Source organism: Methylobacterium sp. Gmos3 (assembly GCF_056430985.1).
This window is the reverse complement of record NZ_JBWJYL010000001.1, coordinates 342150-360375: the sequence shown is the minus strand read 5'-3', so window position 1 is coordinate 360375 and position 18226 is coordinate 342150. Positions and strand designations below refer to the sequence as shown.

At 66.4% G+C, this 18226-nt stretch carries 24 protein-coding genes and 1 tRNA gene; 12 read left to right on the top strand and 13 right to left on the bottom strand.

Annotation, left to right across the window (positions count from 1 at the left end):
• Positions 1 to 80 precede the first annotated feature (80 nt).
• From ACS5Q7_RS01785 to ACS5Q7_RS01770, 4 genes are all read left to right on the top strand, one after another.
• Positions 81 to 1025 carry a hypothetical protein gene (locus tag ACS5Q7_RS01785; protein WP_478337705.1) on the top strand — a complete coding sequence of 315 codons (945 nt, stop codon included), beginning with the start codon at positions 81 to 83 and terminating at the stop codon, positions 1023 to 1025.
• On the top strand, positions 1022 to 2215 hold the full coding sequence (locus ACS5Q7_RS01780; protein WP_478337704.1) for a GNAT family N-acetyltransferase: 1194 nt from the start codon (positions 1022 to 1024) through the stop codon (positions 2213 to 2215). The genes ACS5Q7_RS01785 and ACS5Q7_RS01780 overlap by 4 nt, the downstream gene beginning before the upstream one ends.
• A gap of 360 nt (positions 2216 to 2575) precedes the next feature.
• Positions 2576 to 3892, top strand: coding sequence for an oxalate/formate MFS antiporter (gene oxlT / locus ACS5Q7_RS01775; RefSeq protein ID WP_478337703.1), 1317 nt, complete (start codon positions 2576 to 2578; stop codon positions 3890 to 3892).
• 163 nt (positions 3893 to 4055) lie between these two features.
• Positions 4056 to 4238: a hypothetical protein gene (locus ACS5Q7_RS01770; protein ID WP_478337702.1), complete on the top strand. Its 183-nt coding sequence runs from the start codon at positions 4056 to 4058 to the stop codon at positions 4236 to 4238.
• A 26-nt stretch (positions 4239 to 4264) separates the two neighbouring features.
• Here ACS5Q7_RS01770 and ACS5Q7_RS01765 read toward each other — a convergent pair whose 3' ends face one another.
• Positions 4265 to 4465 (bottom strand): pentapeptide MXKDX repeat protein, encoded by a 201-nt coding sequence (locus ACS5Q7_RS01765; RefSeq protein ID WP_478337701.1) that lies wholly within the window; start codon positions 4463 to 4465, stop codon positions 4265 to 4267.
• 351 nt (positions 4466 to 4816) lie between these two features.
• On the opposite strand from ACS5Q7_RS01765, the gene ACS5Q7_RS01760 reads away from it, so the two are divergent.
• Positions 4817 to 5515 carry a lysophospholipid acyltransferase family protein gene (locus tag ACS5Q7_RS01760; protein WP_478337700.1) on the top strand — a complete coding sequence of 233 codons (699 nt, stop codon included), beginning with the start codon at positions 4817 to 4819 and terminating at the stop codon, positions 5513 to 5515.
• Positions 5516 to 5598: 83 nt separating this feature from the next.
• On the opposite strand, the gene ACS5Q7_RS01755 is transcribed toward ACS5Q7_RS01760, so the two are convergent.
• The 5 genes from ACS5Q7_RS01755 to ACS5Q7_RS01735 all read right to left on the bottom strand — a co-directional run bounded on the left by ACS5Q7_RS01755 (position 5599) and on the right by ACS5Q7_RS01735 (position 7756).
• Positions 5599 to 5982, bottom strand: a complete 384-nt coding sequence (locus ACS5Q7_RS01755; RefSeq protein ID WP_478337699.1) for a hypothetical protein — start codon at positions 5980 to 5982, stop codon at positions 5599 to 5601.
• 77 nt (positions 5983 to 6059) lie between these two features.
• Positions 6060 to 6455 carry a TIGR02300 family protein gene (locus tag ACS5Q7_RS01750; RefSeq protein WP_478337698.1) on the bottom strand — a complete coding sequence of 132 codons (396 nt, stop codon included), beginning with the start codon at positions 6453 to 6455 and terminating at the stop codon, positions 6060 to 6062.
• Positions 6456 to 6568: 113 nt separating this feature from the next.
• Positions 6569 to 6811 (bottom strand): hypothetical protein, encoded by a 243-nt coding sequence (locus ACS5Q7_RS01745; protein ID WP_478337697.1) that lies wholly within the window; start codon positions 6809 to 6811, stop codon positions 6569 to 6571.
• A gap of 33 nt (positions 6812 to 6844) precedes the next feature.
• A complete protein-coding gene (locus ACS5Q7_RS01740) occupies positions 6845 to 7264 on the bottom strand; it encodes a hypothetical protein (protein ID WP_478338025.1) in 420 nt (139 codons plus the stop codon).
• 282 nt (positions 7265 to 7546) lie between these two features.
• Entirely contained in the window at positions 7547 to 7756 is a 210-nt protein-coding gene (locus tag ACS5Q7_RS01735) for a cold-shock protein (RefSeq protein ID WP_478337696.1), read from the bottom strand.
• Positions 7757 to 8100: 344 nt separating this feature from the next.
• Here ACS5Q7_RS01735 and ACS5Q7_RS01730 point away from each other — a divergent pair, with 344 nt between their 5' ends.
• Together ACS5Q7_RS01730 and ACS5Q7_RS01725 are read left to right on the top strand one after the other, a co-directional pair.
• Positions 8101 to 8355, top strand: a complete 255-nt coding sequence (locus ACS5Q7_RS01730) for a hypothetical protein (protein ID WP_478337695.1) — start codon at positions 8101 to 8103, stop codon at positions 8353 to 8355.
• Positions 8356 to 8499: 144 nt separating this feature from the next.
• Complete coding sequence (locus ACS5Q7_RS01725; RefSeq protein ID WP_478337694.1) at positions 8500 to 8736, top strand: hypothetical protein; 237 nt, start codon at positions 8500 to 8502, stop codon at positions 8734 to 8736.
• A 106-nt stretch (positions 8737 to 8842) separates the two neighbouring features.
• Here ACS5Q7_RS01725 and ACS5Q7_RS01720 read toward each other — a convergent pair whose 3' ends face one another.
• From ACS5Q7_RS01720 to ACS5Q7_RS01710, 3 genes are all read right to left on the bottom strand, one after another.
• Positions 8843 to 8998 carry a hypothetical protein gene (locus tag ACS5Q7_RS01720; protein ID WP_478337693.1) on the bottom strand — a complete coding sequence of 52 codons (156 nt, stop codon included), beginning with the start codon at positions 8996 to 8998 and terminating at the stop codon, positions 8843 to 8845.
• Between the two features lie 836 nt (positions 8999 to 9834).
• A complete protein-coding gene (locus ACS5Q7_RS01715) occupies positions 9835 to 10032 on the bottom strand; it encodes a hypothetical protein (protein ID WP_478337692.1) in 198 nt (65 codons plus the stop codon).
• 136 nt (positions 10033 to 10168) lie between these two features.
• Entirely contained in the window at positions 10169 to 10378 is a 210-nt protein-coding gene (locus ACS5Q7_RS01710; RefSeq protein ID WP_210032484.1) for a cold-shock protein, read from the bottom strand.
• A gap of 380 nt (positions 10379 to 10758) precedes the next feature.
• Here ACS5Q7_RS01710 and ACS5Q7_RS01705 point away from each other — a divergent pair, with 380 nt between their 5' ends.
• Both ACS5Q7_RS01705 and ACS5Q7_RS01700 read left to right on the top strand, forming a co-directional pair.
• A complete protein-coding gene (locus tag ACS5Q7_RS01705; RefSeq protein WP_478337691.1) occupies positions 10759 to 11703 on the top strand; it encodes a cobalamin B12-binding domain-containing protein in 945 nt (314 codons plus the stop codon).
• A 70-nt stretch (positions 11704 to 11773) separates the two neighbouring features.
• Positions 11774 to 11977, top strand: a complete 204-nt coding sequence (locus ACS5Q7_RS01700; protein ID WP_478337690.1) for a hypothetical protein — start codon at positions 11774 to 11776, stop codon at positions 11975 to 11977.
• Between the two features lie 203 nt (positions 11978 to 12180).
• Here ACS5Q7_RS01700 and ACS5Q7_RS01695 read toward each other — a convergent pair whose 3' ends face one another.
• Together ACS5Q7_RS01695 and ACS5Q7_RS01690 are read right to left on the bottom strand one after the other, a co-directional pair.
• Positions 12181 to 12345 (bottom strand): hypothetical protein, encoded by a 165-nt coding sequence (locus ACS5Q7_RS01695; RefSeq protein ID WP_478337689.1) that lies wholly within the window; start codon positions 12343 to 12345, stop codon positions 12181 to 12183.
• A 331-nt stretch (positions 12346 to 12676) separates the two neighbouring features.
• Positions 12677 to 12752 (bottom strand) — tRNA-Phe (locus ACS5Q7_RS01690).
• 229 nt (positions 12753 to 12981) lie between these two features.
• On the opposite strand from ACS5Q7_RS01690, the gene ACS5Q7_RS01685 reads away from it, so the two are divergent.
• The 3 genes from ACS5Q7_RS01685 to ACS5Q7_RS01675 all read left to right on the top strand — a co-directional run bounded on the left by ACS5Q7_RS01685 (position 12982) and on the right by ACS5Q7_RS01675 (position 15736).
• On the top strand, positions 12982 to 14337 hold the full coding sequence (locus ACS5Q7_RS01685; protein WP_478337688.1) for an MFS transporter: 1356 nt from the start codon (positions 12982 to 12984) through the stop codon (positions 14335 to 14337).
• Positions 14338 to 14405: 68 nt separating this feature from the next.
• Complete coding sequence (locus tag ACS5Q7_RS01680) at positions 14406 to 14681, top strand: hypothetical protein (RefSeq protein WP_478337687.1); 276 nt, start codon at positions 14406 to 14408, stop codon at positions 14679 to 14681.
• Between the two features lie 2 nt (positions 14682 to 14683).
• Positions 14684 to 15736, top strand: coding sequence for a HoxN/HupN/NixA family nickel/cobalt transporter (locus ACS5Q7_RS01675; RefSeq protein ID WP_478337686.1), 1053 nt, complete (start codon positions 14684 to 14686; stop codon positions 15734 to 15736).
• Between the two features lie 107 nt (positions 15737 to 15843).
• On the opposite strand, the gene ACS5Q7_RS01670 is transcribed toward ACS5Q7_RS01675, so the two are convergent.
• Both ACS5Q7_RS01670 and ACS5Q7_RS01665 read right to left on the bottom strand, forming a co-directional pair.
• Entirely contained in the window at positions 15844 to 16779 is a 936-nt protein-coding gene (locus ACS5Q7_RS01670; protein ID WP_478337685.1) for a hypothetical protein, read from the bottom strand.
• 211 nt (positions 16780 to 16990) lie between these two features.
• A complete protein-coding gene (locus ACS5Q7_RS01665; RefSeq protein ID WP_478337684.1) occupies positions 16991 to 17512 on the bottom strand; it encodes a copper chaperone PCu(A)C in 522 nt (173 codons plus the stop codon).
• Between the last annotated feature and the right edge of the window lie 714 nt (positions 17513 to 18226).

The window sequence follows — 18226 nt, the reverse complement described above, 5'->3', positions numbered from 1 at the left end:
GAGGGACAGAATCGGGACTGACCGGGCCTGCGAAGGACAGCATGTCCCGAGACGAGACAGGATTGCGGCGCGAGGTCATCATGGACGCGAAGAGCAGCGACCCGATTTTCACCGATTGGACCGACCAGCACAGCGCGCTCTGGGGCCATCAACCCCTGCGCCTGCAGCATCGCCTTCACACGATGCCACTGTTCTCCCGCGAGTCGCTGGCACAGCTCATCGATACCTATCCCCGCGACCAGTACAGCCTGATCCACATGGGCGCGCGCGGCGACCGGCGCTTCTGGCGCGAGGGCGATACCGGCGGTCTTCCGGGCGAAGCGGTGATCGATGCAATCTCCAAGGGCCGGATGTGGCTGAACCTGCGCAACGTCCTGAAGGTGGACAAGCGCTTCGCCGACGTGGCGGACGCGGTCTTCGACGAGATGGCGCGGCGCCTGCCCGGCTTCTCGACCCGCCATCGCAGCGCCGGCATCCTGATTTCGTCTCCCGGCGCCCAGGTCTATTATCACGCCGACCTGCCCGGCCAGCATCTCTGGCAGTTGATCGGCCGCAAGCGGGTCTACGTCTACCCGAACTCGCCCCCCTTCCTGACCGAACGCCAGCTCGAGGACATCGCCCTCTTCGAGATCGAGGTCGATCTGCCCTACGAGCCCTGGTACGACGAGCATGCCCGTGTGCTCGAACTGGAGCCGGGACAGATGTTGAGCTGGCCGCTCAACGCGCCGCACCGCGTCGAGAACCTGGACTGCCTGAACGTCTCGATGACCGTCTCCTTCACCAACGAGGAGATCCATCGCCTTCAGAACCTCAACCTCGCCAACGGCCTGCTGCGTCACCGGCTCGGCATCGCGCCGAAGAGCCGCTCGATCTCCGGGCCGTCCTATTGGTCGAAGGCCGTGCTCCAGAAGGCGCTGCGCAACAGCAGCTGGGTCAAGCGTGAGCGCCACGCGCGGCGGGTGGTCGATTTCCGCCTGGACGGCGCCAATCCCGGACAGATCATCGACGCCCAGGCGGCGGCGTGACCGTTCTGGATCGTGAACTCGGCCGGTCTCCCGTGGGCGGTCTCGCCGACCGGCCCGCGAGACCGGTCCGGTACCGGGTCGAGATCACCCGGCATGTGTCCGAGTCGGCCTTCCGCGGCGGCTTCGCGCCGACGAGCTTCCAGACCGCCGCGTGGCTCGACAGCTGGTACGAGGCCCTGGCGGGCCGGGACGACCTGACCCCCCTCGTCGTGACGGTGCGCGACGGGCAGACAGGCGAACTCGCCCTCGTCCTGCCCCTGGTGCTTCGGCGCCTCGGGCGCCTGCGGGTGATCGAGTTCGCCGACCTGAATCTGACCGATTACAACGCCCCGATCCTCGGGCCGGGCGCACCGCGCGGGCGGGCCGAGGCGGTGAGGCTGTGGCGGGCGGTGCGCCGCGCCCTGCCCCGCGCCGACCTGATCCGGCTCGCCAAGATGGAGGCCGACGGAGGCTCGCGGCCGAACCCGATCACCCTGCTGCCCGGCGCCATGCCCTGCGCCCTCAACGGCAACGTGATCCGGATCGACGGCGACTACGACGCGTGGCGGCGGGCGAGCCTGGAAAAGACCGTGCGCAAGGAGCTGGAGCGCAGCTGGCGGGTCTACTCCAAGCATCCCGGCGCGGCCTTCGTGCGGGAGACGGATCCCGGGCAAGCGCAGGCGCTCCTGGCGGCGATCGACCGGCGCCAGGAGGCGCGGATGGCCACACTCGGGGCGGAGTATGTCCTCAACGAGCCCGATATCGCCGCGTTCTACCGGCGTCTGGTCGACCGGGCGCTTGCCGACGGCAGCGCCGTGCTGACCGCGCTCACGGCCGATGACGGGGCTGATACTGAGATGGTGGCCGGTCTCCTGGGGCTGCGCCAGGGCGACCGCTACATCATGATCCGCATCGGCCAGACGGGGGGGCGCTGGGCGAATTGCTCGCCGGGCCGCCTGATCATCGAGCGGACCATGGCCGCCCTGCACGCGGAGGGCGTCCGCACCTTCGATTTCAGCATCGGCAATTACGACTACAAGCGCCGCTTCGGCTGCGCGCCGCTGCCGCTCGTCGATGTCGTGCAGCCCCTCGGGTGGCGCGGTCTCGCGCCCGCCGCCCGCGCCCGCCTCGTCGGCCATCTGCGGACCCGCCCCGAGCTCGATCGCCGGATGCGCGCCTGGCTCGGCCGCTTCGACGCGTTCAAGCTGTGACCCGCCTCTCCCGCGCCACCGCCTGAGCCTTTTGCTGATCACGATCTTTTGCATTGCAAAGACGAATTGTCGCGTCATGCGCTTGACGCTGATCAGGCATGCGGTATCGTTGGTATACCACATACACGGTGCGACGATTCTTTCGCCGCATTGCGTGGCCTCTGGTTCAATCGTTTCCGATCAGAGCGAAGTTTTGTGCAAACGTTCAATGCTGCCTCACGGCGGCAGTATTGATCTGTGTCTATGCTTATAATGCCCAAAACGTAGCGCCGCACACACTTAGCTATTCCGTAAAAACATAAAAATTCAGAATCAACGCTGCGGACTGTTTTTCCAGTCGCTCAGCAGGGAGGATGTCTTATGCCAAAATCGATCGAGGCACACCCGCGTCGGGTCAGCGACGGATACCGCTGGATGCAGCTCATCCTCGGCGTCGTCTGCATGGTGATGATCGCCAACCTGCAATACGGCTGGACGTTCTTCGTCCCCGAGATCCAGAAGACCTTCGGCTTCGACCGCGCCGCGATCCAATGGGCCTTCACCCTGTTCGTGCTGTTCGAGACGTGGCTCGTGCCGGTCGAGGGCTGGTTCGTGGACAAGTACGGCCCCAAGGTCGTGGTCCTGTTCGGCGGCGCCCTGTGCGGTATCGGCTGGGTGATCAATGCCTACGCCGATACGCTCGGGATGTTCTATCTGGGCCAGATCGTCGCCGGCATCGGCGCCGGTGCGGTCTATGGAACCTGCGTCGGCAACGCGCTGAAATGGTTTCCCGACAAGCGCGGTCTGGCATCGGGCATCACCGCCGCGGGCTTCGGCGCCGGCTCCGCGCTCACCGTCGCGCCGATCCAATGGATGATCGCCGATAAGGGCTTCCAGGCCGCGTTCCTGTATTTCGGCGTGGGCCAGGGCCTGATCGTGGCCGCCCTCGCCTTCTTCCTGGCCTCCCCGCGCAGCGGGCAGATCCCGGAGGTGTCGAACAACACCGCCGTCATCCAAACACGCCGCAACTACACGCCGAGCGAAGTGGTGCGCCAGCCGATCTTCTGGCTCATGTACGCCATGTTCGTCATGGTCGGGGCCGGCGGCCTGATGATCACCGCCAATCTGAAGCCGATTGCGGCCGATATCCATGTCGACAAGGTGCCGGTGACGCTGTTCGGCGTGACGATGGTGGCGATCACCTTCGCCGCCACGATCGACCGGGTGCTCAACGGCCTGACCCGCCCGTTCTTCGGCTGGGTCTCGGACCGCATCGGGCGCGAGAACACGATGTTCATCGCCTTCGCGATGGAAGGCTTCGGCATCTACATGCTCTACCTGTGGGGCAGCGATCCGGTGTGGTTCGTGCTCCTGTCGGGCTTCGTGTTCTTCGCCTGGGGCGAGATCTACTCGCTGTTCCCATCGACCTGCACGGATACGTTCGGCTCGAAGTTCGCCGCGACGAATGCCGGCCTGCTCTACACGGCCAAGGGGACGGCGGCGCTGCTCGTGCCCTTCGCCAACTACCTGCAGCAGAGCTCCGGCAACTGGGACGGCGTGTTCCTGGCCGCAGCGGGGGCCAACATCCTGGCCTCGATCCTGGCGATCGGCGTGCTCAAGCCCTGGCGCAAGCGCGTCGTGGCCAATGCGCAGCTCCCCGCCGCGATCTCTCCCGTCACCCAGATCGCCACGGCCTGATCGGCCCGCTTCAGACCTCACCCCAAAGCGCGAGGGGGCCCGGATTGCCGTCCGGGCCCCCCATCGCCATTCTCGAACGTCGCGGGCATGAAGCGGTCAGTCGCGGCGCGCGATTTAGGTGTTTCATGCCCGAAGAATGCCGCGTCCGGTGGAGGACCGACCCATGCTGCCGTCCGTTCAGAGCACCGACCTGCTCGGGCTCGGCTGTCTGATCATCGCCCTCGCCGGGGCCGCCATCGCGGGCGCGAGCAAGGGGAAGCGCCTTGCCGAGGAAACGGGCGAGTATCTGGCCGGCGGAGCGGTGCTGGTCGCGATCCTCGGCTTCGTCTTCGTGCTCGCCGAATAAGAGGCCGCCCGACGCCCTGTCCGCTCTTATTTCTTCATCGAATCCTTGGCCATGCTGTCCTTGGCCATGCTGTCCTTGGCCATGTGATCCTTCGCCATCGCATCCTTCTTGCCCATGGACTCCTTCGCCATCGGATCTTTGCCCATGGATTCGGCAGCGATCACGGGGCTTGCCGCAACCGAGGCCGCGAGGAAGACGGCCGAGGCGACGCGGAACAGATTGATCATGTCGTTGCTCCTGCAGTGCAGTGCCAAAGCGGTGCACTGAGCCGAATTCGACATGGTCTCCTCCGGGTTACACCGCTCCGTCGACAATTTCGGCGCCGCTCGATTTCCGACCTATGAGGCCTGTTCTTGCACCCGTCTCCGCCGGCCGACCCCGTTCCACAGGACGGCGGTTCGGGAAAGCGGTCCAGGCGGGCAGCGGCGGGACCGGTGTTCGACGGCCTCTCAGCAATCTTCGAAACGCCGTGCGTCGCGCGCCGTGAGGCGCTATCTAAACGTCCTGCCCTGGCACGGGCCCTATCGTGAGGCCCTTCATTGGCACGCGTCCGATTTTATCTGTTCGCTTCCTATTGGATGTGCTGGACAGCCCTGTTTCTCGCGCCGCTGGCCGTCTTCGCCGTGGCCGGGGCGCCGACGCGCCCCATTCGCGCGGCGACCCGCCTCTGGGCGCGCGGCATTCTCTTCGGCCTACGGCGCTTCATCGGGTTGGACTATGTCGAGGAGGGGCGCGAGCATATCCCCTCGACGCCGTGCCTCATCGTGGCCAATCACCAATCCGCCTGGGAGACCCTCGCCTTCCTGGTGCTCGTCCCGGATGTGGCGATCATCGCCAAGCGCGAGTTGCTGGCGATTCCGGTGGTCGGCTGGTTCCTGCGCCGGTCGCCGATGATCGTCATCGATCGCGCCAACGGCACGCAAGCCCTGCGCACGATGATCGACGGATGCCAGGAGGCCGTTGCGGCGGGGCGGTCGGTGTTGATCTTCCCGGAGGGAACGCGCGGCGAGATGGCCGACCCGGTGCGTTTCAAGCGCGGCGTCGAGCTGCTCTACAGCCGCCTCGGCCTGACGGTGGTACCGGTGGCCGTGAATTCCGGCCTGTTCTGGCCAGGAGGAGCCACGGCCCGGCCGGGCACCGTCGTCGTGAGCTACCTCTCCGCCATCGCGCCCGGACTGTCGAACGCCGAGTTCCTGCGCGGCACGGAGAACGCCATCGACAGGGAACTCGATCGCTGGCGCACGGCCGCGCCTGCCGCCGCGACGGTCGATGTCTAGAGCGGTTGCGGTTTGATCCGGATCACCTGCTTCGCTCGCAAAGACGGGAGGCGCGGCAGGGGCCGGGTTTCCTCGATACCGCGCTAAGCCGGATCGCCATCCCCGCAGGCGGGATGCAGCTGCGTCGCGTGTCGGCCGGCGACACGCCAAACCGGCAGCGAGCCTTCGCGGACGAACATCGCGAAGGCCTCCGCGATGGATCGCTTCTGCCCCTGCCCCTGTCGCCCCACGACGCGCCCCACGATGCACGCACCCGCGCGGCGTCCTGCCTCGGGCGCATGGCGGTCGAGCGAGAACAGCACGCCCGACAGGTCCGGCCGCAGCGCGTCAGGCAGGGCGGGGATCTTGAGCCACAGGCAATTCCACTGCGCGCAGGCGGGCGGGCGCGTGGGGTAGATCCCACACGCCGTGCCGGTGTTGTGCCGGCAGGGAATGCCGGCCGGCTTGGCGAGCGCCGCGATCTCCAAGACCCGGCAGCAGACCGTGCAGTCGCCGCACGTCCGGCCCGCATCGTGACGGGACCGGACTGCGGGTGAATCCAGGATCAGGATTCCTCGTCCTCATCGACATCGACAAGGCCGGTGGGGGTCTCCTCGTCCTCGTCGTCGACCACGAAGCGTTCGTCGTCGGAGGCGGTGTCGTCGTTGTCGTCTTCGATGACCAGGGCGTCGTCGCCCTCCACATCGGTGTCTTGATCCTTGCTGCCTTCCTCGGCCTCATCGAGGGAGACGAGTTCCGGGCCGTCCTGCTCGTCTTCCTCATCCGCCGGCTCCTCGCGGCGTGCCGCGACGGGAGCGGAATACCGGCCGGGGGCGGTCGAAGCCTTGAGCGGGACGATCTCGCCGCTGTAGGGCGACACGACCGGGCTCCTGCCGAGGTCGTAGAATTTCCGGCCCGTGGTCGGGCAGATCTGCTTGGTACCGAGTTCGGGACGAGCCACTTCATTCTCCTTGCCGGCGATCCCTCTCGGGAGCCCGGCGGGTCGTGTCGGTTGGGCGTGACGCTGCCGGCGCCTTTCGGATCGGAGCACCGGACGGGGTTCGTCGGACCCGTTCAGCGCTCTCGCAGGCTGAGCGAGCGCGGGATCAGGCTGTCGACCCGGATCTGCATTCGCCTGCTGCGGATCGCCTCCAGGGTGCGGGCGGGGGCGCTCGTCAGGATCGCCTCCGCCTCCAGCTCCGTGAACCTGTCGATGAGCTGCCCCTGTTCGAGGGGACCCGGACGCGACGACCCTTGGGCCACGAGGGCGATCAGCTTGCGCATGATCCGGCAGGCCGGCGGGCGATCCCAGGTCATGGTCTGTCGCCCCCGTTCGAAACCGGCCTCATCTCAGCTGCGGCCGGGCGGCTTCAGTGCCCCGGACACGGTGCCCTTCGTCGAGGGGGCCGCCGCATTGCTTTTCGGCACCGACTTCTTCGGCTTCTTGGTCTCGCGGTTGCCGCGTTTCTTCTCGGTGGCCATGATGTCTCTCCCGCCGTCGATGACGTGTAGGGGCAATCGGGAGCCGCGCTCAGGGTCGGATGCCTCCGATCCGCTCAGCAACCGGATCGACGCCGCGATCGGGTGGTCGCCGGATGCGAATTGGTCCGGAAGAGGTCCGCCGAAGCATGACTCGGCATCGGATGACGGGCTCTGCGGCTGACTCAGTTCCCTCGCGTCGGCATCACTGCCATCGGCGCCGAATCGGCGAAGCCGGTCGTCCGTGAGGCGGCGCCGGCGTCGGATCGGGAATGGGATGAGGTCGGCCATGGCGCCTGGCTGTTCACAGGCGGGGGCACGAGAACCCTCAGCCGCCGGGGCCTGAGGAGATCCCATCCAGCGGTGCGCTCATCTTGCGCTCAAGGGCCGGGCAAAGATAGTCCCCGTGGCCCGAAGCGTTTTCCATCAACGTTGGATTTCGCAACCTCTCCGTCATTGCTTCGCTTCGCTCGCGATGACGGTCGGGCGGGGTGATCCAAGTCTCTCGGAAAGCGCTCCGGCCCCGGGAAAACCGCTCCCGAGGGAGCGGTTTCGTGGGAAGAGCCGTAAGGCTCAGGCAGACTTCAGATTCGCGGCAGCTTCCTTGCCGCTGCGACGGTCGGCTTCGACGTCGTAGGAAATCTTCTGCCCTTCGATGAGGTTGCGCATCCCAGAGCGCTCGACGGCGGAGATGTGCACGAACACGTCCTTGCCGCCGTCATCGGGCTGGATGAAGCCGAAGCCCTTGGTTTCGTTAAACCACTTGACGGTACCGGTCGCCATTGCATTCTCCGTTTTCTAGCCGACGCTATGTCGTGCGCTTGGATGCGTCTGTCTACCTAACACATTCGGGAAAATCGGGTACGAACGTGCCAGCCGGCCGGCATAGGCGTGCCGGGCCGTGCGGTCCAACACGCCCCGTGGATGGAAAGATCCGCTTGCGGCCCCTCATTCGCAGGGTGCGGATGCCGGCTGCCCTCCTTCGCGCGATCCGTATCCGGCCCGGGACGGAACGGCGGCTTCGGCGAAGATCCCTGGCTGATGCCACTGCCGGCCGACTGCGGGGAGCAGACGGGCCAAGCGTCGCAGAGGGTGTCGCTGCGCCCGCGAACCGGATATCAGCGCGCATGGCTAAGCGCAGCAAATCCACTCCGAAGCTCCAGGGCTTCGTTCTCTTCGATGTTGTGTACGAGGATGGCAGCCGGGCGTCGAACCGGCGCGTGCCCATCGAACTCCTCGTGGGCCTGGACGGCGATGCGCCCGCCCGCGAACTCATCGCGAGCCAGGACAACGAGGTCGCCCAGAAGTCGGGGCGACCGGCTCGCGAAATCGCGACCCTGACGCGGTCGCCGATCCCGAGCACGAAAGCCGTCGTATCCTAGCCGACTCTGGAAGGCTGCCGCGAGCGGGCTTCCATCGCATCCCGAGTGCCCCGCCCGCCCTGTCCCGGCCGATAATCGCCGTCAGGGGGGCTGCGGGGTGAAGTCTGTTCTCGTTCGCGCCGAGACATCGTGTAAGCTCGGGCTATGATCGAACCCAATCAAACCGCCTTCATCGTGAAGGTCGCGCTACCGGATGAAGCCGCGCCGGACAGCTGGATCACCCTGTTCTACGCGGTGATCGCGGACAGCGCCGAGCGTGGGGTCGAGATCGTCAGGGGGGCCGTCAAGGAAGGCGCCGAGGTGACGTTGACCGAGGTGCGCCTGTCTCAAGCGACCGCCCAGGCCATCGAATTGCTGCCGGGATACGCGCGCGCTCTGTAGGCGGAGCGGGCCTAGCGGGCTTCAGGGGATATCGGCGGACCGTTCGAAGACGGCGGCATGGAGGCGTGCCTGCCGTCTTCTCGCGTCGTGGCGGGTCGGGTCGACCTCAGTTCTTCACAGGCGCCTTGCTGTTCTTGAAACCCTTGACCCGCACTTCGGCCTTCCGCGGATCCGGCTTGTCCGCAAGCAGACGCTTCACCCGTTCGTTGAAGTCTTTCGTGGAAACGCCCTGAGCGCGTCCGGTCGTCATTTCGCGTGCCATTCGAGTGTGTCCGATATCCGGCCCAGGCACGAGATTGCGCAACGGGTCTACGATATATCGGTTCGCAATGAACAATTACAATCGCTAAAATGACGGGCGCGTGTCCCGTATCGAATCGGCGAGGAAAATTCTTCGAAGACATAGCTGGCCGACGAGCGCTCTTTTCGAGAGCGTCGGATTGGCCAAATTCTTCGTCTTTGCGAGCGAATCGAGCCGATCCAGGAACGCGCCGAGTCTGGAAATGACCGGCAGCTTTTGATTGCTAGGCTGCGCTCGCAAAATCGGTCGAGCAGGCAATCCGGGGCGAACACAACCGTTGATGCCGGCTATCCGCTCTAAAGATGAGGCGACGCGGACACCAATACCGCGCGAGGCAACATCCCGTCGAGGATCGCGGCAGGACTCGCCGAAGCGCTACTTCAGCCCACCCGGCGCCGTTCGTGGCGCCAGAGCGCCACCGCGACCCGGCGCGCTTCATAGCTTCTCCGCAGCGCGGTCCCCAGGTCGCCTTGCCCCTCAGGCGTAAAGCCGTGGACGAGGACGCCATCCGGGCCGTAGCTGCGGCGCATCTCAGCACGCCAGAGCCGATCCGCCGAAGCGAGCGCGGCTTCCGTCAGGTCGAGCCGGCCAGGATCCGGAGCGCTGGATGAGGGGGTTGTCATCTCTGTCAACGTCCCGATTCGCCATCGGGTCCCGATGGCGCCCTCATTTGCCCGCGCGACCAGCCGCCAGCGATCAATGAGGAGGTGTCCCGCGCATCATTCGATGCCGACGATCCGCCAGACACGGTGCGGTGCGGCTTCAGATCTGCATCGAGACCGCGTCGCGTGCGCCGATCAGGAGACCGGAACCAGTTCGCCTTCGCGAGCGGCCCGTTCGATGCCGGAGGATCTGATTCGGTAAGTCGGCTCGCCGGAGCGATCATCCGGCGTCAGCCGAACGATTTCGAAAAGACCATCGACGATGCTCTTGCTGCCGACGTAGCTGGTTCCGATTTGCCGGACGTTCTGACCGACCTTGAATTTATGGGACATCCGTCATCCTCCTTCATCGAGCGCATCACGCCACGCGGTTGAGCTGCCGGATGCGAGGGTCCGTGTCGCAAGACACAGAGAAAGCCACTCCCGGGGGGAGCGGCTTCGAAGATCGTCTGCAGGAGACGAACGTGGCTCAGGCGGCCTGGAGGCTGCCGGCCGACTGTTTGCCGCTGCGACGGTCGGTTTCCATCTCGTAGGAGACCTTCTGGCCTTCGACCAGGTTGGCCATGCCGGCGCGCTCGACAGCGGAGATGTGAACGAACACGTCCTTGCCGCCGTCATCGGGCTGGATGAAGCCGAAGCCCTTGGTGTCGTTAAACCACTTAACGGTTCCGATGCTCATAGTTAATCCATAATACTTAGAAAGGAAAAATGCGAGCGCACGGCAAGCGCGCGCCCGGAAGCTGATTTTCGAAAATGGGAGAGATGCAGAGCGCTCGCCCTGTTGAGGCGATACGGCCGAATATCTGGCCAAAAGTCGATAAACGATACCTATGGCATCCGAGAAATAAAAGCAAGCACAGACCGAAGACGAGTGAATTTTGCTCGTCCGCTTTGAAAAATTCTCAGCCCGTAAAAAGAGGGCGGACGTTCTTCGGGCGATGTCCGGGAGCCCGCGCCCCCCCGGGGGTGGCCTTTACATCTGTGCCGAGCGCCGCTCTCATGTCGCGCGGTGATCGGACGGCCAGCAAGGCCCCCGGCGCTGCAGCGACGGGGGGGACGATGCGGGATTTCGGTCCGTCCGAACGCCGTTGGGGCGATGGTCCCCCCGGCGAAACCCATCGTGCCGCCGAAGCCCGTCGGCTCCATGCGCGGAAGCGCGAAGCCGAGGCTGCGCGCGAACGCTGCAAGGCCCTGGGGCGCGTCGTCCAGACCGAGATCGTACCCAAGCTCGTCCTCCGCCATCGCGGTTCGTTGGCCGGCACGACGGATTTCGAATCCAAGCCGCTCGAGGAAGAGGTCGCCACCTTCACCGATCTCACCCTGGCCTCGGACGATGGGCCGGTGATCGAGGCCTTCGAGGCCCTGATGGCGGCGGGCCACTCGGCCGAACGCTTGTTTCTCCAACTCCTGGCTCCCTCCGCCGCTCTTCTGGGCCGCCTGTGGGATGAGGATCTCTGCGACTTCCTCGAGGTGACGACGGGAGTGGCCCGGCTTCAACGCCTCGTCGCTCGGTTTCGCGGCGAGGAAGAGACCGCCTCGCTCGATGACCGGCGACGCTTGCTGCTGATGGGCGCCCCGGGGGAGCAACACACGCTCGGCGTGCGAGTGGTCGAGCGGTTCCTCCGCAAGGCGGGTTGGTCCGTGTCGATCGGCCTGTCCTCCACACCCGATGAGATCGCCGCTCTGGTCGCGTCCGAATGGTTCGGCGTCGTGGGGTTGACGCTGAGCAGCGAAACGCGCGTCGATCAATTGACGGCGGCCATTTGCTCCGTGCGCGAAGCGTCGCGCAACCGCGCCATCGGCGTCATGGTCGGAGGTCCGATGTTCCTGCGCGATCCCGAACTCGTTCAGCGGGTGGGCGCGGATGCATCGGCGGTCGACGCGCCGACCGCAGTCCTCCTCGCGCAACGTCTGCTCGATCTGAGCCGCGACACCCCCAAGGCGTTCGGTTCGATGGAGTGTTTGGACGCCGGCGGGCGCAGCGCCGACCGCGCGACGACATGACGGGCGGCATGGAAGCACGCCGTTGTTTCACGACGACCTCATCACACAGATTTGCAAGGACACGACTATAATGAATACCGAGGAAGTCGAAGATCTACGCCGCGCGCGCGGCGCATTGGCCCGTCAGCGCAATCACATCGCCAAGCGCATGGGTGCGATCGAGTTGGCCCCGGTCTCCATGGCGGAGGATTTCACCAAGATCCTGTCGGCGATCGAAGTGTTGGACCGCGCGCTCACGGATGCCGGGCATCCGCACATGGATGGGAACGATTGACGGACCGCCTACCCGTGGAGCGGCCCGGCTCGGACAGATCGCGTCTGAGCCGGGCGCCGGGCGACGCGGAGCCGCCGCCCTGCGAGGGGTGAAGACCCTCCAGCAGGCTCGCCCGGCATCCTGAAAACGATCATCGCCCTCGCGGGACTTTTTCGGCAGTCTGCTGGCCCCTTGTCGATCACGCCACCAATCTGATGGGCGGACTACGCGTCGATGGTCTCATCGCGGAGCAGCGTGTCGCGACGGGTCGCGTGGTCGCCCTCGTGAAGGGACTCGACGATCCGCGTGCTGAGCCATTCGTCCACGGCACACGGGTGCTCCGGCAGCGAATAAAGTTCGCTCAGGCCCGAGGCGATACTCATCAGCACCGCATGATCCGGCTCAAGACTGTCTGTGGCTGGTATAATCTTGAAAGCCATTCGGTCCCTCGGGCGCGGTCGCCAAGGTCAAACTACCGAATTGCTGTTGGTTCCCGATCGGTCGATCCGGTCGTCAAGTGCTGCGCGGTGCGACGTAGCGCCGATGCGTCCCGCCTCGGCCCGAAAGACCGGTCAGGTCACTGCGGCGTTCGAACGAACAATGGGAGGAACGAGGAAACGGCGCGGGTCGCGCAACGCGGCACCGTCTGGCCGCCGGAGTCTTACGGCCAGACTCAACGAACTGATGAAAAGTAATAAGAACAGCGCGTTAGAGGCTGTGTGGTGCCCAGGGGCGGAATCGAACCACCGACACTGCGATTTTCAGTCGCATGCTCTACCAACTGAGCTACCTGGGCGTCGTCGCAAGCCGTTTCGGCTGCGGACGGCGGGGGTATAGGGGGTGCCGGGGCTCCTGTCCAGCCTTGCTTTTCGCTTCTCGTCGCCGGACAGACTCGCGGTGGGCAACAGCCCCGCATCCTCCACCTCGCCCTCCCCTTTCCCAGGCTTTGCGCTAAGTCGGCTCGACCCCGGCGGTGGGCGCCGGCCATTGCCGCCCCTGAGCCGGACGGCCCGGAGCGTCACGGAATGGACCTGACACAGGACGCATCGAAGTCCGCCGCCCCGGAGCGGCCCGGTCTCGACCGCAAGTCGGTCGGCGCGGTCGTCCTCGGCAATGCCCTCGAATTCTACGATTTCACCGTCTACGCCTTCTTCGCGAAGCCGATTGGCGAAGCGTTCTTCCCCGCCACCGACGCCAGCCACAGCCTGCTCGCCTCCCTCGCCCTGTTCGGGGTCGGCTACGTCATGCGGCCGATCGGCGGGGCGGTGATCGGAGCGCTGGCCGACCGCGCCGGGCGGAAGCCGGCCATGCTCGTCACCATCGCCCTCATGGCGGTCGGCATGCTCATCCTCGCGGTGTGCCCGGGCTATGCGCAGATCGGCGGCTGGGCGCAGGCCATCGTCATCGTCGGGCGGCTCATCCAGGGGTTGGCCCTCGGCGGCGAGGTCGGTCCCTCCACCGCCTATCTCCTGGAGGCCGCACCTCCCGGCCATCGCGGCTTCGTGGCCAGCTGGCAGATCGCGAGCCAGGGCTGCGCCGCGCTGCTCGCCGGAATCGTGTCCACGATCCTGGCCCTCACCATCGGCGATGCCGCCATGGCGCAATGGGGCTGGCGGCTGATGTTCCTCCTCGGCCTCTCGGTGGTGCCGGTCGGCCTCGTCATCCGCAGCCACCTCCCCGAGACAGCGGGCGAGGGAGAGGATCCGGCGGCAGCGGGATCCGCCCGGGCGGTAATTGGACGGCTCCTGCGCGACCACGGCCGCCTCCTCGGCCTGACCTTCCTGGTGATCGCCGCCTCCACCGTGTCGAACGCAGTCGGAACGAACATGCCGGTCTATGCGGGGGCGACCCTCGGCCTCAGCGAGACCGCCGCCACGGCCGTGCCCATCGCGCTCGGCCTCGCCTCCGTGGGCTTCCCCCTGCTCGGCGGCTGGCTGGCCGACCGGTACGGGCGGCGCCCGGTCATGATCTGGCCCCGGGCGGCGATCCTCGTCCTGGCCGTGCCGGCCTTCCTGTGGCTGCTGCAGGCGCCCGGCCCGGCCGCCGTCTACGCGGTGACCTTCCTGCTCTCGGCCCTGTCGTCGATCAACGCCGCCGCGATCATCGTCGGCATTCCCGAGGCCCTGCCCCGCTCGGTGCGCAGCACCGGGCTAGCCCTCGTCTACGCCCTGTCGGTCTCGATCTTCGGCGGCAGCACGAACTTCATCATCAACTGGCTCGTGACGACCACGGGCGATCGCCTCGCGCCGGCCTATTACCTCGCCGCCTTCAGCCTCGTCGGCACCATCGCCGCGCTCCTGCTGCCGGAGACGAAGGACCGCAGCCTCGACGACGAGACTGCCCCGGCCACCGGCACGGCCTCCCGCGCCGCCGCCGAGTGAGAGGGCGTCGGAGGCGGTGGCCGCGCTCCCGCGCGCGGCGCTGGCGGAGCCGGAGGCCGGCTGGCGCCATGCCGTCGCCCTGCGCCATGGCGGGCCGGGCCGTCCTCATGGCACTCGGGCCGGATCGCGCGGCGATCCCGTGCGATCGCGGGCTCTCCCTGCGCGGGGTCGAGGCCTCGGGCGGGCCCGCCCCTATCGCCGCCAGGCGCGCGGCGGAAGCCGGTTCCGCGCCGCCCCCTGGACCCGTGCCGCCCCGCCGCTACCTTCGGGCGGCGCTTCGGGCCGCCGAGGTCCGGGCGCCCTACCTGCACGGCGACGCCCTCTCCCTCCGGCCCCACGGGTGACAGTGGAATCCTCCCCTCCCGAGACAACGCGCCTCAGCCGGCGGATCGGCCTACTCGCGGCGCTGTTGCTCGCCGGCAATGTCGGCGCGTGGCTCTGGGCCTGGAGCGCCTTCGCCGACAGCCCGGCCCTGCTTTCGACGGCGTTGCTCGCCTACGTGTTCGGATTGCGCCACGCCGTCGATCCGGACCACATCGCTGCCATCGACAACGTGACGCGCAAGCTGATGCAGGCCGGGCAGCGCCCGGTCTCGGTGGGCCTGTGGTTCGCCCTCGGCCATTCCACCGTCGTGGTCGCGGCGGCCGCCGCCGTCGCCCTGGCGACGACGAGCCTGCTCACCGCCTCGGAGGAGTTCCGGCAACTTGGGACCCTGATCGGCACCGGCGTCTCGGCCGGTTTCCTGATCGTGATCGGTCTCGTGAACCTCGTCATCCTGGCGGGCGTCTGGCGCAGCTTCCGGCAGGTGCGGCGCACCGGGCGCTACGAGGAGGCCGATCTCGACGGGCTCCTCGCCGGACAGGGCTTCCTCGCCCGGCTGCTGCGCCCGCTGTTCCGCCTCGTCACCCGCTCCTGGCACATGTACCCGCTGGGCTTCCTGTTCGCCCTGGGCTTCGACACCGCGACCGAGGTGAGCCTGTTCGGTCTCTCAGCGGCCGAGGCGAGCCGGGGCGCCGACCCGTGGTCGATCCTCGTCTTCCCCGCCCTGTTCACGGCCGGCATGGCGCTGGTCGATGCGGCGGACGGGGTGCTGATGCTCGGCGCCTATAGCTGGGCCATCGTCCGACCGATGCGCAGGCTGTTCTACAACCTGACCATCACGGCGATCTCGGTCGTCGTGGCCCTGGTCGTCGGCACCCTGGAGGCCCTGAACCTCATCGCCGACAAGCTCGGCCTCGAGGGCCGGTTCTGGGGCTGGGTCGGCGCGGTGAACGAGCACTTCGGCGTGCTCGGCTTCGGGATCGTCGGCCTCTTCGCGGCGGCGTGGCTCCTGTCCTACCTCGTCTATCGCCTCGGCGGGTTCGACCGCGTCGCCGTCGCCCCGGCCGACCCGCGTTGAGGCCGCGTCCGACCCGTGACGTCGGGCCGGGCCTGCTGTGCCTTCCGACGCGCGCGAGTGCAGCGACGCACCACTTCGTTCCAGCGTCTCTGGCCTAGCCTCTTGTTCTAGCCGCCCCGGCCGGGGCGACGGCGCTTGGCGGCATCCGCCGATTGCGACTGCGACTGCGGCGAGGCCTCGGGCACGGTGGTGGGTTTCGGCGCAGGCGCCGGAGGGGGGGCGGACGGCGCGACCTGCTTGGGGACGACGATCGGTTGGGCGGGCGCGTCACCTGAGATGAGGGAGGGCAACTCACCCCGGAAGTAGAACGGGCCGACATGGGTCGTGCGCACCCACGGGGCCGCGTAGATCTTGCCTCCGATCTCCCGCCAGCGCTTGCAGAAGGTCAGGTCCTCCGAGAGCAGCCGGCCATCGGGCTCACGGTCGAAGGCGAAGAACTCGACCAGGGTCTCGACGTTCGGCACGAGGTGGCGATAGGCGTCGGGGAAGCGACACCGCGCGTTCGGATAGCCGTTGTCGATCCGCGTGAGCGCCGAGCGTGAGAGCATCATCAGGCCCGCGCCGCCGCCATGGATCTCGTTGAGCCCATCGCCGGTGAAGGTGCTTTGGTTGCCCAGGCCGTAGAAGTTCATCGAGTAATCGGCCATCCGCAGGGCGACGTCCTGCGGCGTGAAGTCGGGCCGCCGCCGGGCCGTCTCCACGACGGCGTGCCAATTGATGTGCTTGCTGGGATAGGGGCCGAGCACGACGTCCTTCTGCTCGAGGAACATGCGCAGGATGTCCGGTCCCTCGAAGCCGATATCGGCATCGATGAACAGCATATGCGACAGGTTGCTGTGATGCATGAACGCGGCGGCGGCCACGTTGCGGTGTTCGTGCAGCAGAGCCGTTCCACTCACGTAGAAATAATCGAACCCGATCCCGGCTTCCTTGCAGATCTTCTGCAGCGAGAGCAGCCCCGTGACATAGGGCATGTAGCAGGCGGCCCCATAGACCGGCGTGGCGACGTAGATGCCTGGAAGAATGGGGGCCGGCTCGACCATCGCTGCGAATGCTCCTTGAGTGCGACGGCTCCCAACGGAGCCTATGGCGCTCTATCGCAGAGTTCATTCCGCGCCAAGACGTATTCCGGGCGGTAAACAGAGATCGATGACTGTAAAACGATTGTATGCGTCTCGATATATAGACTAGGAGTTGTATTGGCCGGGGAGGTGGACCGTGGTTCCCGGCAGGAGCCACGGTCCCGCGCGCCTCTTAGTGATGGTGGCCCGTGGCGTGGTCCGCCTCGGAGCCGGCGGCGCCCGGCGCCTTTGCGGCCAGGGCCTCGACGCTGAAGCTCACCGGCACGGAGCCCGCCTTGGCGAAGGTCAGGGTGCCTTTCACGGTCTCGCCCTTCTTCAGCGGATCCTTCAGGCCGAGGAACATCAGGTGGTAGCCGCCGGGCTTGAGCGTCACCGTCTCGCCCGGCTTCACGACGAGGCCGCTTTCCACGGGGGCCATCTTCATCACGCCGCCCTCCATGGACATGGAGTGGATCTCGACGCTGCCGGCCTCCGCGAAGGTCCCGCCGGTGAGGGTGTCGGGCTCCGAGCCGGTATTCGTCACGGTGAGGTAGCCTCCCGCGACCTTGGCGCCGTTCGGCGTGGCCCGCGACCAGGGCTGGCCGATCTTGAGCGAGCCGGCGGTGAAATCCTCGGCGGCGGCGGCGCCCGCCATGAGCGGTGAAAGCATGAGCGGCGAAAGGCAGAGCAGCGCGATTCGGGCGGTGGCACGCATGGTTGGGTCCTCCGTATGGGGCAGCCGCCGGATGGGTACAGGGCCGCTCGCGGGCCGGTCAACGGCGACGCCGGACGACGTTCCGCCCGTGACGGGCCCTCCCGCGCCACTGGGGCGCCATGCAACGTGAGCGTGCGACGGTGCAGCCGATGGCGTCACGATGCGCCGCCCGACGCAGAGCTGTTCGCCGGTCGGGCGTGGCGACGCCCCTCGCTTTCGAAGCCCGGTGCCCGAATCACGATCCGTCGCAATGGCGCATCAGCGTTTTCAGGTTGCGATCTATCCGCGTCTAGTCAAACAGAAGTTGTGAAACTCGACCATCCAGTGGTTAGATGGAAATTTCCTTCCATTTCACCTCGGGATAAATTGGCTATCTGCAGTTTTGCGAAGAAATATTTCCTTGAACGGATAGTCAGTAACTCGCGTTACGCTTTGCATTCCGCAATTTGCGTTTTTCGGCCGATCATGCTCATTTTATATTTTCAAGTCTGATTAGTTCCGCCGTATTCTGCATATTAGTATCTCAATACGACGAGTTTTTACTTTACTTTCGGATATCGCAAGCCTGCAACAGTCCGATTTTGCGTGCGATGACCCGCTCAATGCCTCTTACATTTCCGAAACAATCGCCGTATTGCGCGGACAATTCGCAATGACGGCACGTGCGCCCCAGCGCAGGCGAGCCGTCCCAAGGGGCTTGGCGAAATGCTGAAC

What these genes read in the sequence shown, in the direction of transcription:
- ACS5Q7_RS01785 (WP_478337705.1), top strand. Translation starts at nt 81, where the DNA reads ATGGACGCGAAGAGCAGCGACCCGATTTTCACCGATTGGACCGACCAG.
- oxlT (WP_478337703.1), top strand. Translation starts at nt 2,576, where the DNA reads ATGCCAAAATCGATCGAGGCACACCCGCGTCGGGTCAGCGACGGATAC.
- ACS5Q7_RS01770 (WP_478337702.1), top strand. Translation starts at nt 4,056, where the DNA reads ATGCTGCCGTCCGTTCAGAGCACCGACCTGCTCGGGCTCGGCTGTCTG.
- ACS5Q7_RS01765 (WP_478337701.1), bottom strand. Translation starts at nt 4,465, where the DNA reads ATGATCAATCTGTTCCGCGTCGCCTCGGCCGTCTTCCTCGCGGCCTCG.
- ACS5Q7_RS01760 (WP_478337700.1), top strand. Translation starts at nt 4,817, where the DNA reads ATGTGCTGGACAGCCCTGTTTCTCGCGCCGCTGGCCGTCTTCGCCGTG.
- ACS5Q7_RS01745 (WP_478337697.1), bottom strand. Translation starts at nt 6,811, where the DNA reads ATGACCTGGGATCGCCCGCCGGCCTGCCGGATCATGCGCAAGCTGATC.
- ACS5Q7_RS01740 (WP_478338025.1), bottom strand. Translation starts at nt 7,264, where the DNA reads ATGGCCGACCTCATCCCATTCCCGATCCGACGCCGGCGCCGCCTCACG.
- ACS5Q7_RS01735 (WP_478337696.1), bottom strand. Translation starts at nt 7,756, where the DNA reads ATGGCGACCGGTACCGTCAAGTGGTTTAACGAAACCAAGGGCTTCGGC.
- ACS5Q7_RS01730 (WP_478337695.1), top strand. Translation starts at nt 8,101, where the DNA reads ATGGCTAAGCGCAGCAAATCCACTCCGAAGCTCCAGGGCTTCGTTCTC.
- ACS5Q7_RS01725 (WP_478337694.1), top strand. Translation starts at nt 8,500, where the DNA reads ATGATCGAACCCAATCAAACCGCCTTCATCGTGAAGGTCGCGCTACCG.
- ACS5Q7_RS01720 (WP_478337693.1), bottom strand. Translation starts at nt 8,998, where the DNA reads ATGGCACGCGAAATGACGACCGGACGCGCTCAGGGCGTTTCCACGAAA.
- ACS5Q7_RS01715 (WP_478337692.1), bottom strand. Translation starts at nt 10,032, where the DNA reads ATGTCCCATAAATTCAAGGTCGGTCAGAACGTCCGGCAAATCGGAACC.
- ACS5Q7_RS01710 (WP_210032484.1), bottom strand. Translation starts at nt 10,378, where the DNA reads ATGAGCATCGGAACCGTTAAGTGGTTTAACGACACCAAGGGCTTCGGC.
- ACS5Q7_RS01705 (WP_478337691.1), top strand. Translation starts at nt 10,759, where the DNA reads ATGCGGGATTTCGGTCCGTCCGAACGCCGTTGGGGCGATGGTCCCCCC.
- ACS5Q7_RS01700 (WP_478337690.1), top strand. Translation starts at nt 11,774, where the DNA reads ATGAATACCGAGGAAGTCGAAGATCTACGCCGCGCGCGCGGCGCATTG.
- ACS5Q7_RS01685 (WP_478337688.1), top strand. Translation starts at nt 12,982, where the DNA reads ATGGACCTGACACAGGACGCATCGAAGTCCGCCGCCCCGGAGCGGCCC.
- ACS5Q7_RS01680 (WP_478337687.1), top strand. Translation starts at nt 14,406, where the DNA reads ATGCCGTCGCCCTGCGCCATGGCGGGCCGGGCCGTCCTCATGGCACTC.
- ACS5Q7_RS01670 (WP_478337685.1), bottom strand. Translation starts at nt 16,779, where the DNA reads ATGGTCGAGCCGGCCCCCATTCTTCCAGGCATCTACGTCGCCACGCCG.
- ACS5Q7_RS01665 (WP_478337684.1), bottom strand. Translation starts at nt 17,512, where the DNA reads ATGCGTGCCACCGCCCGAATCGCGCTGCTCTGCCTTTCGCCGCTCATG.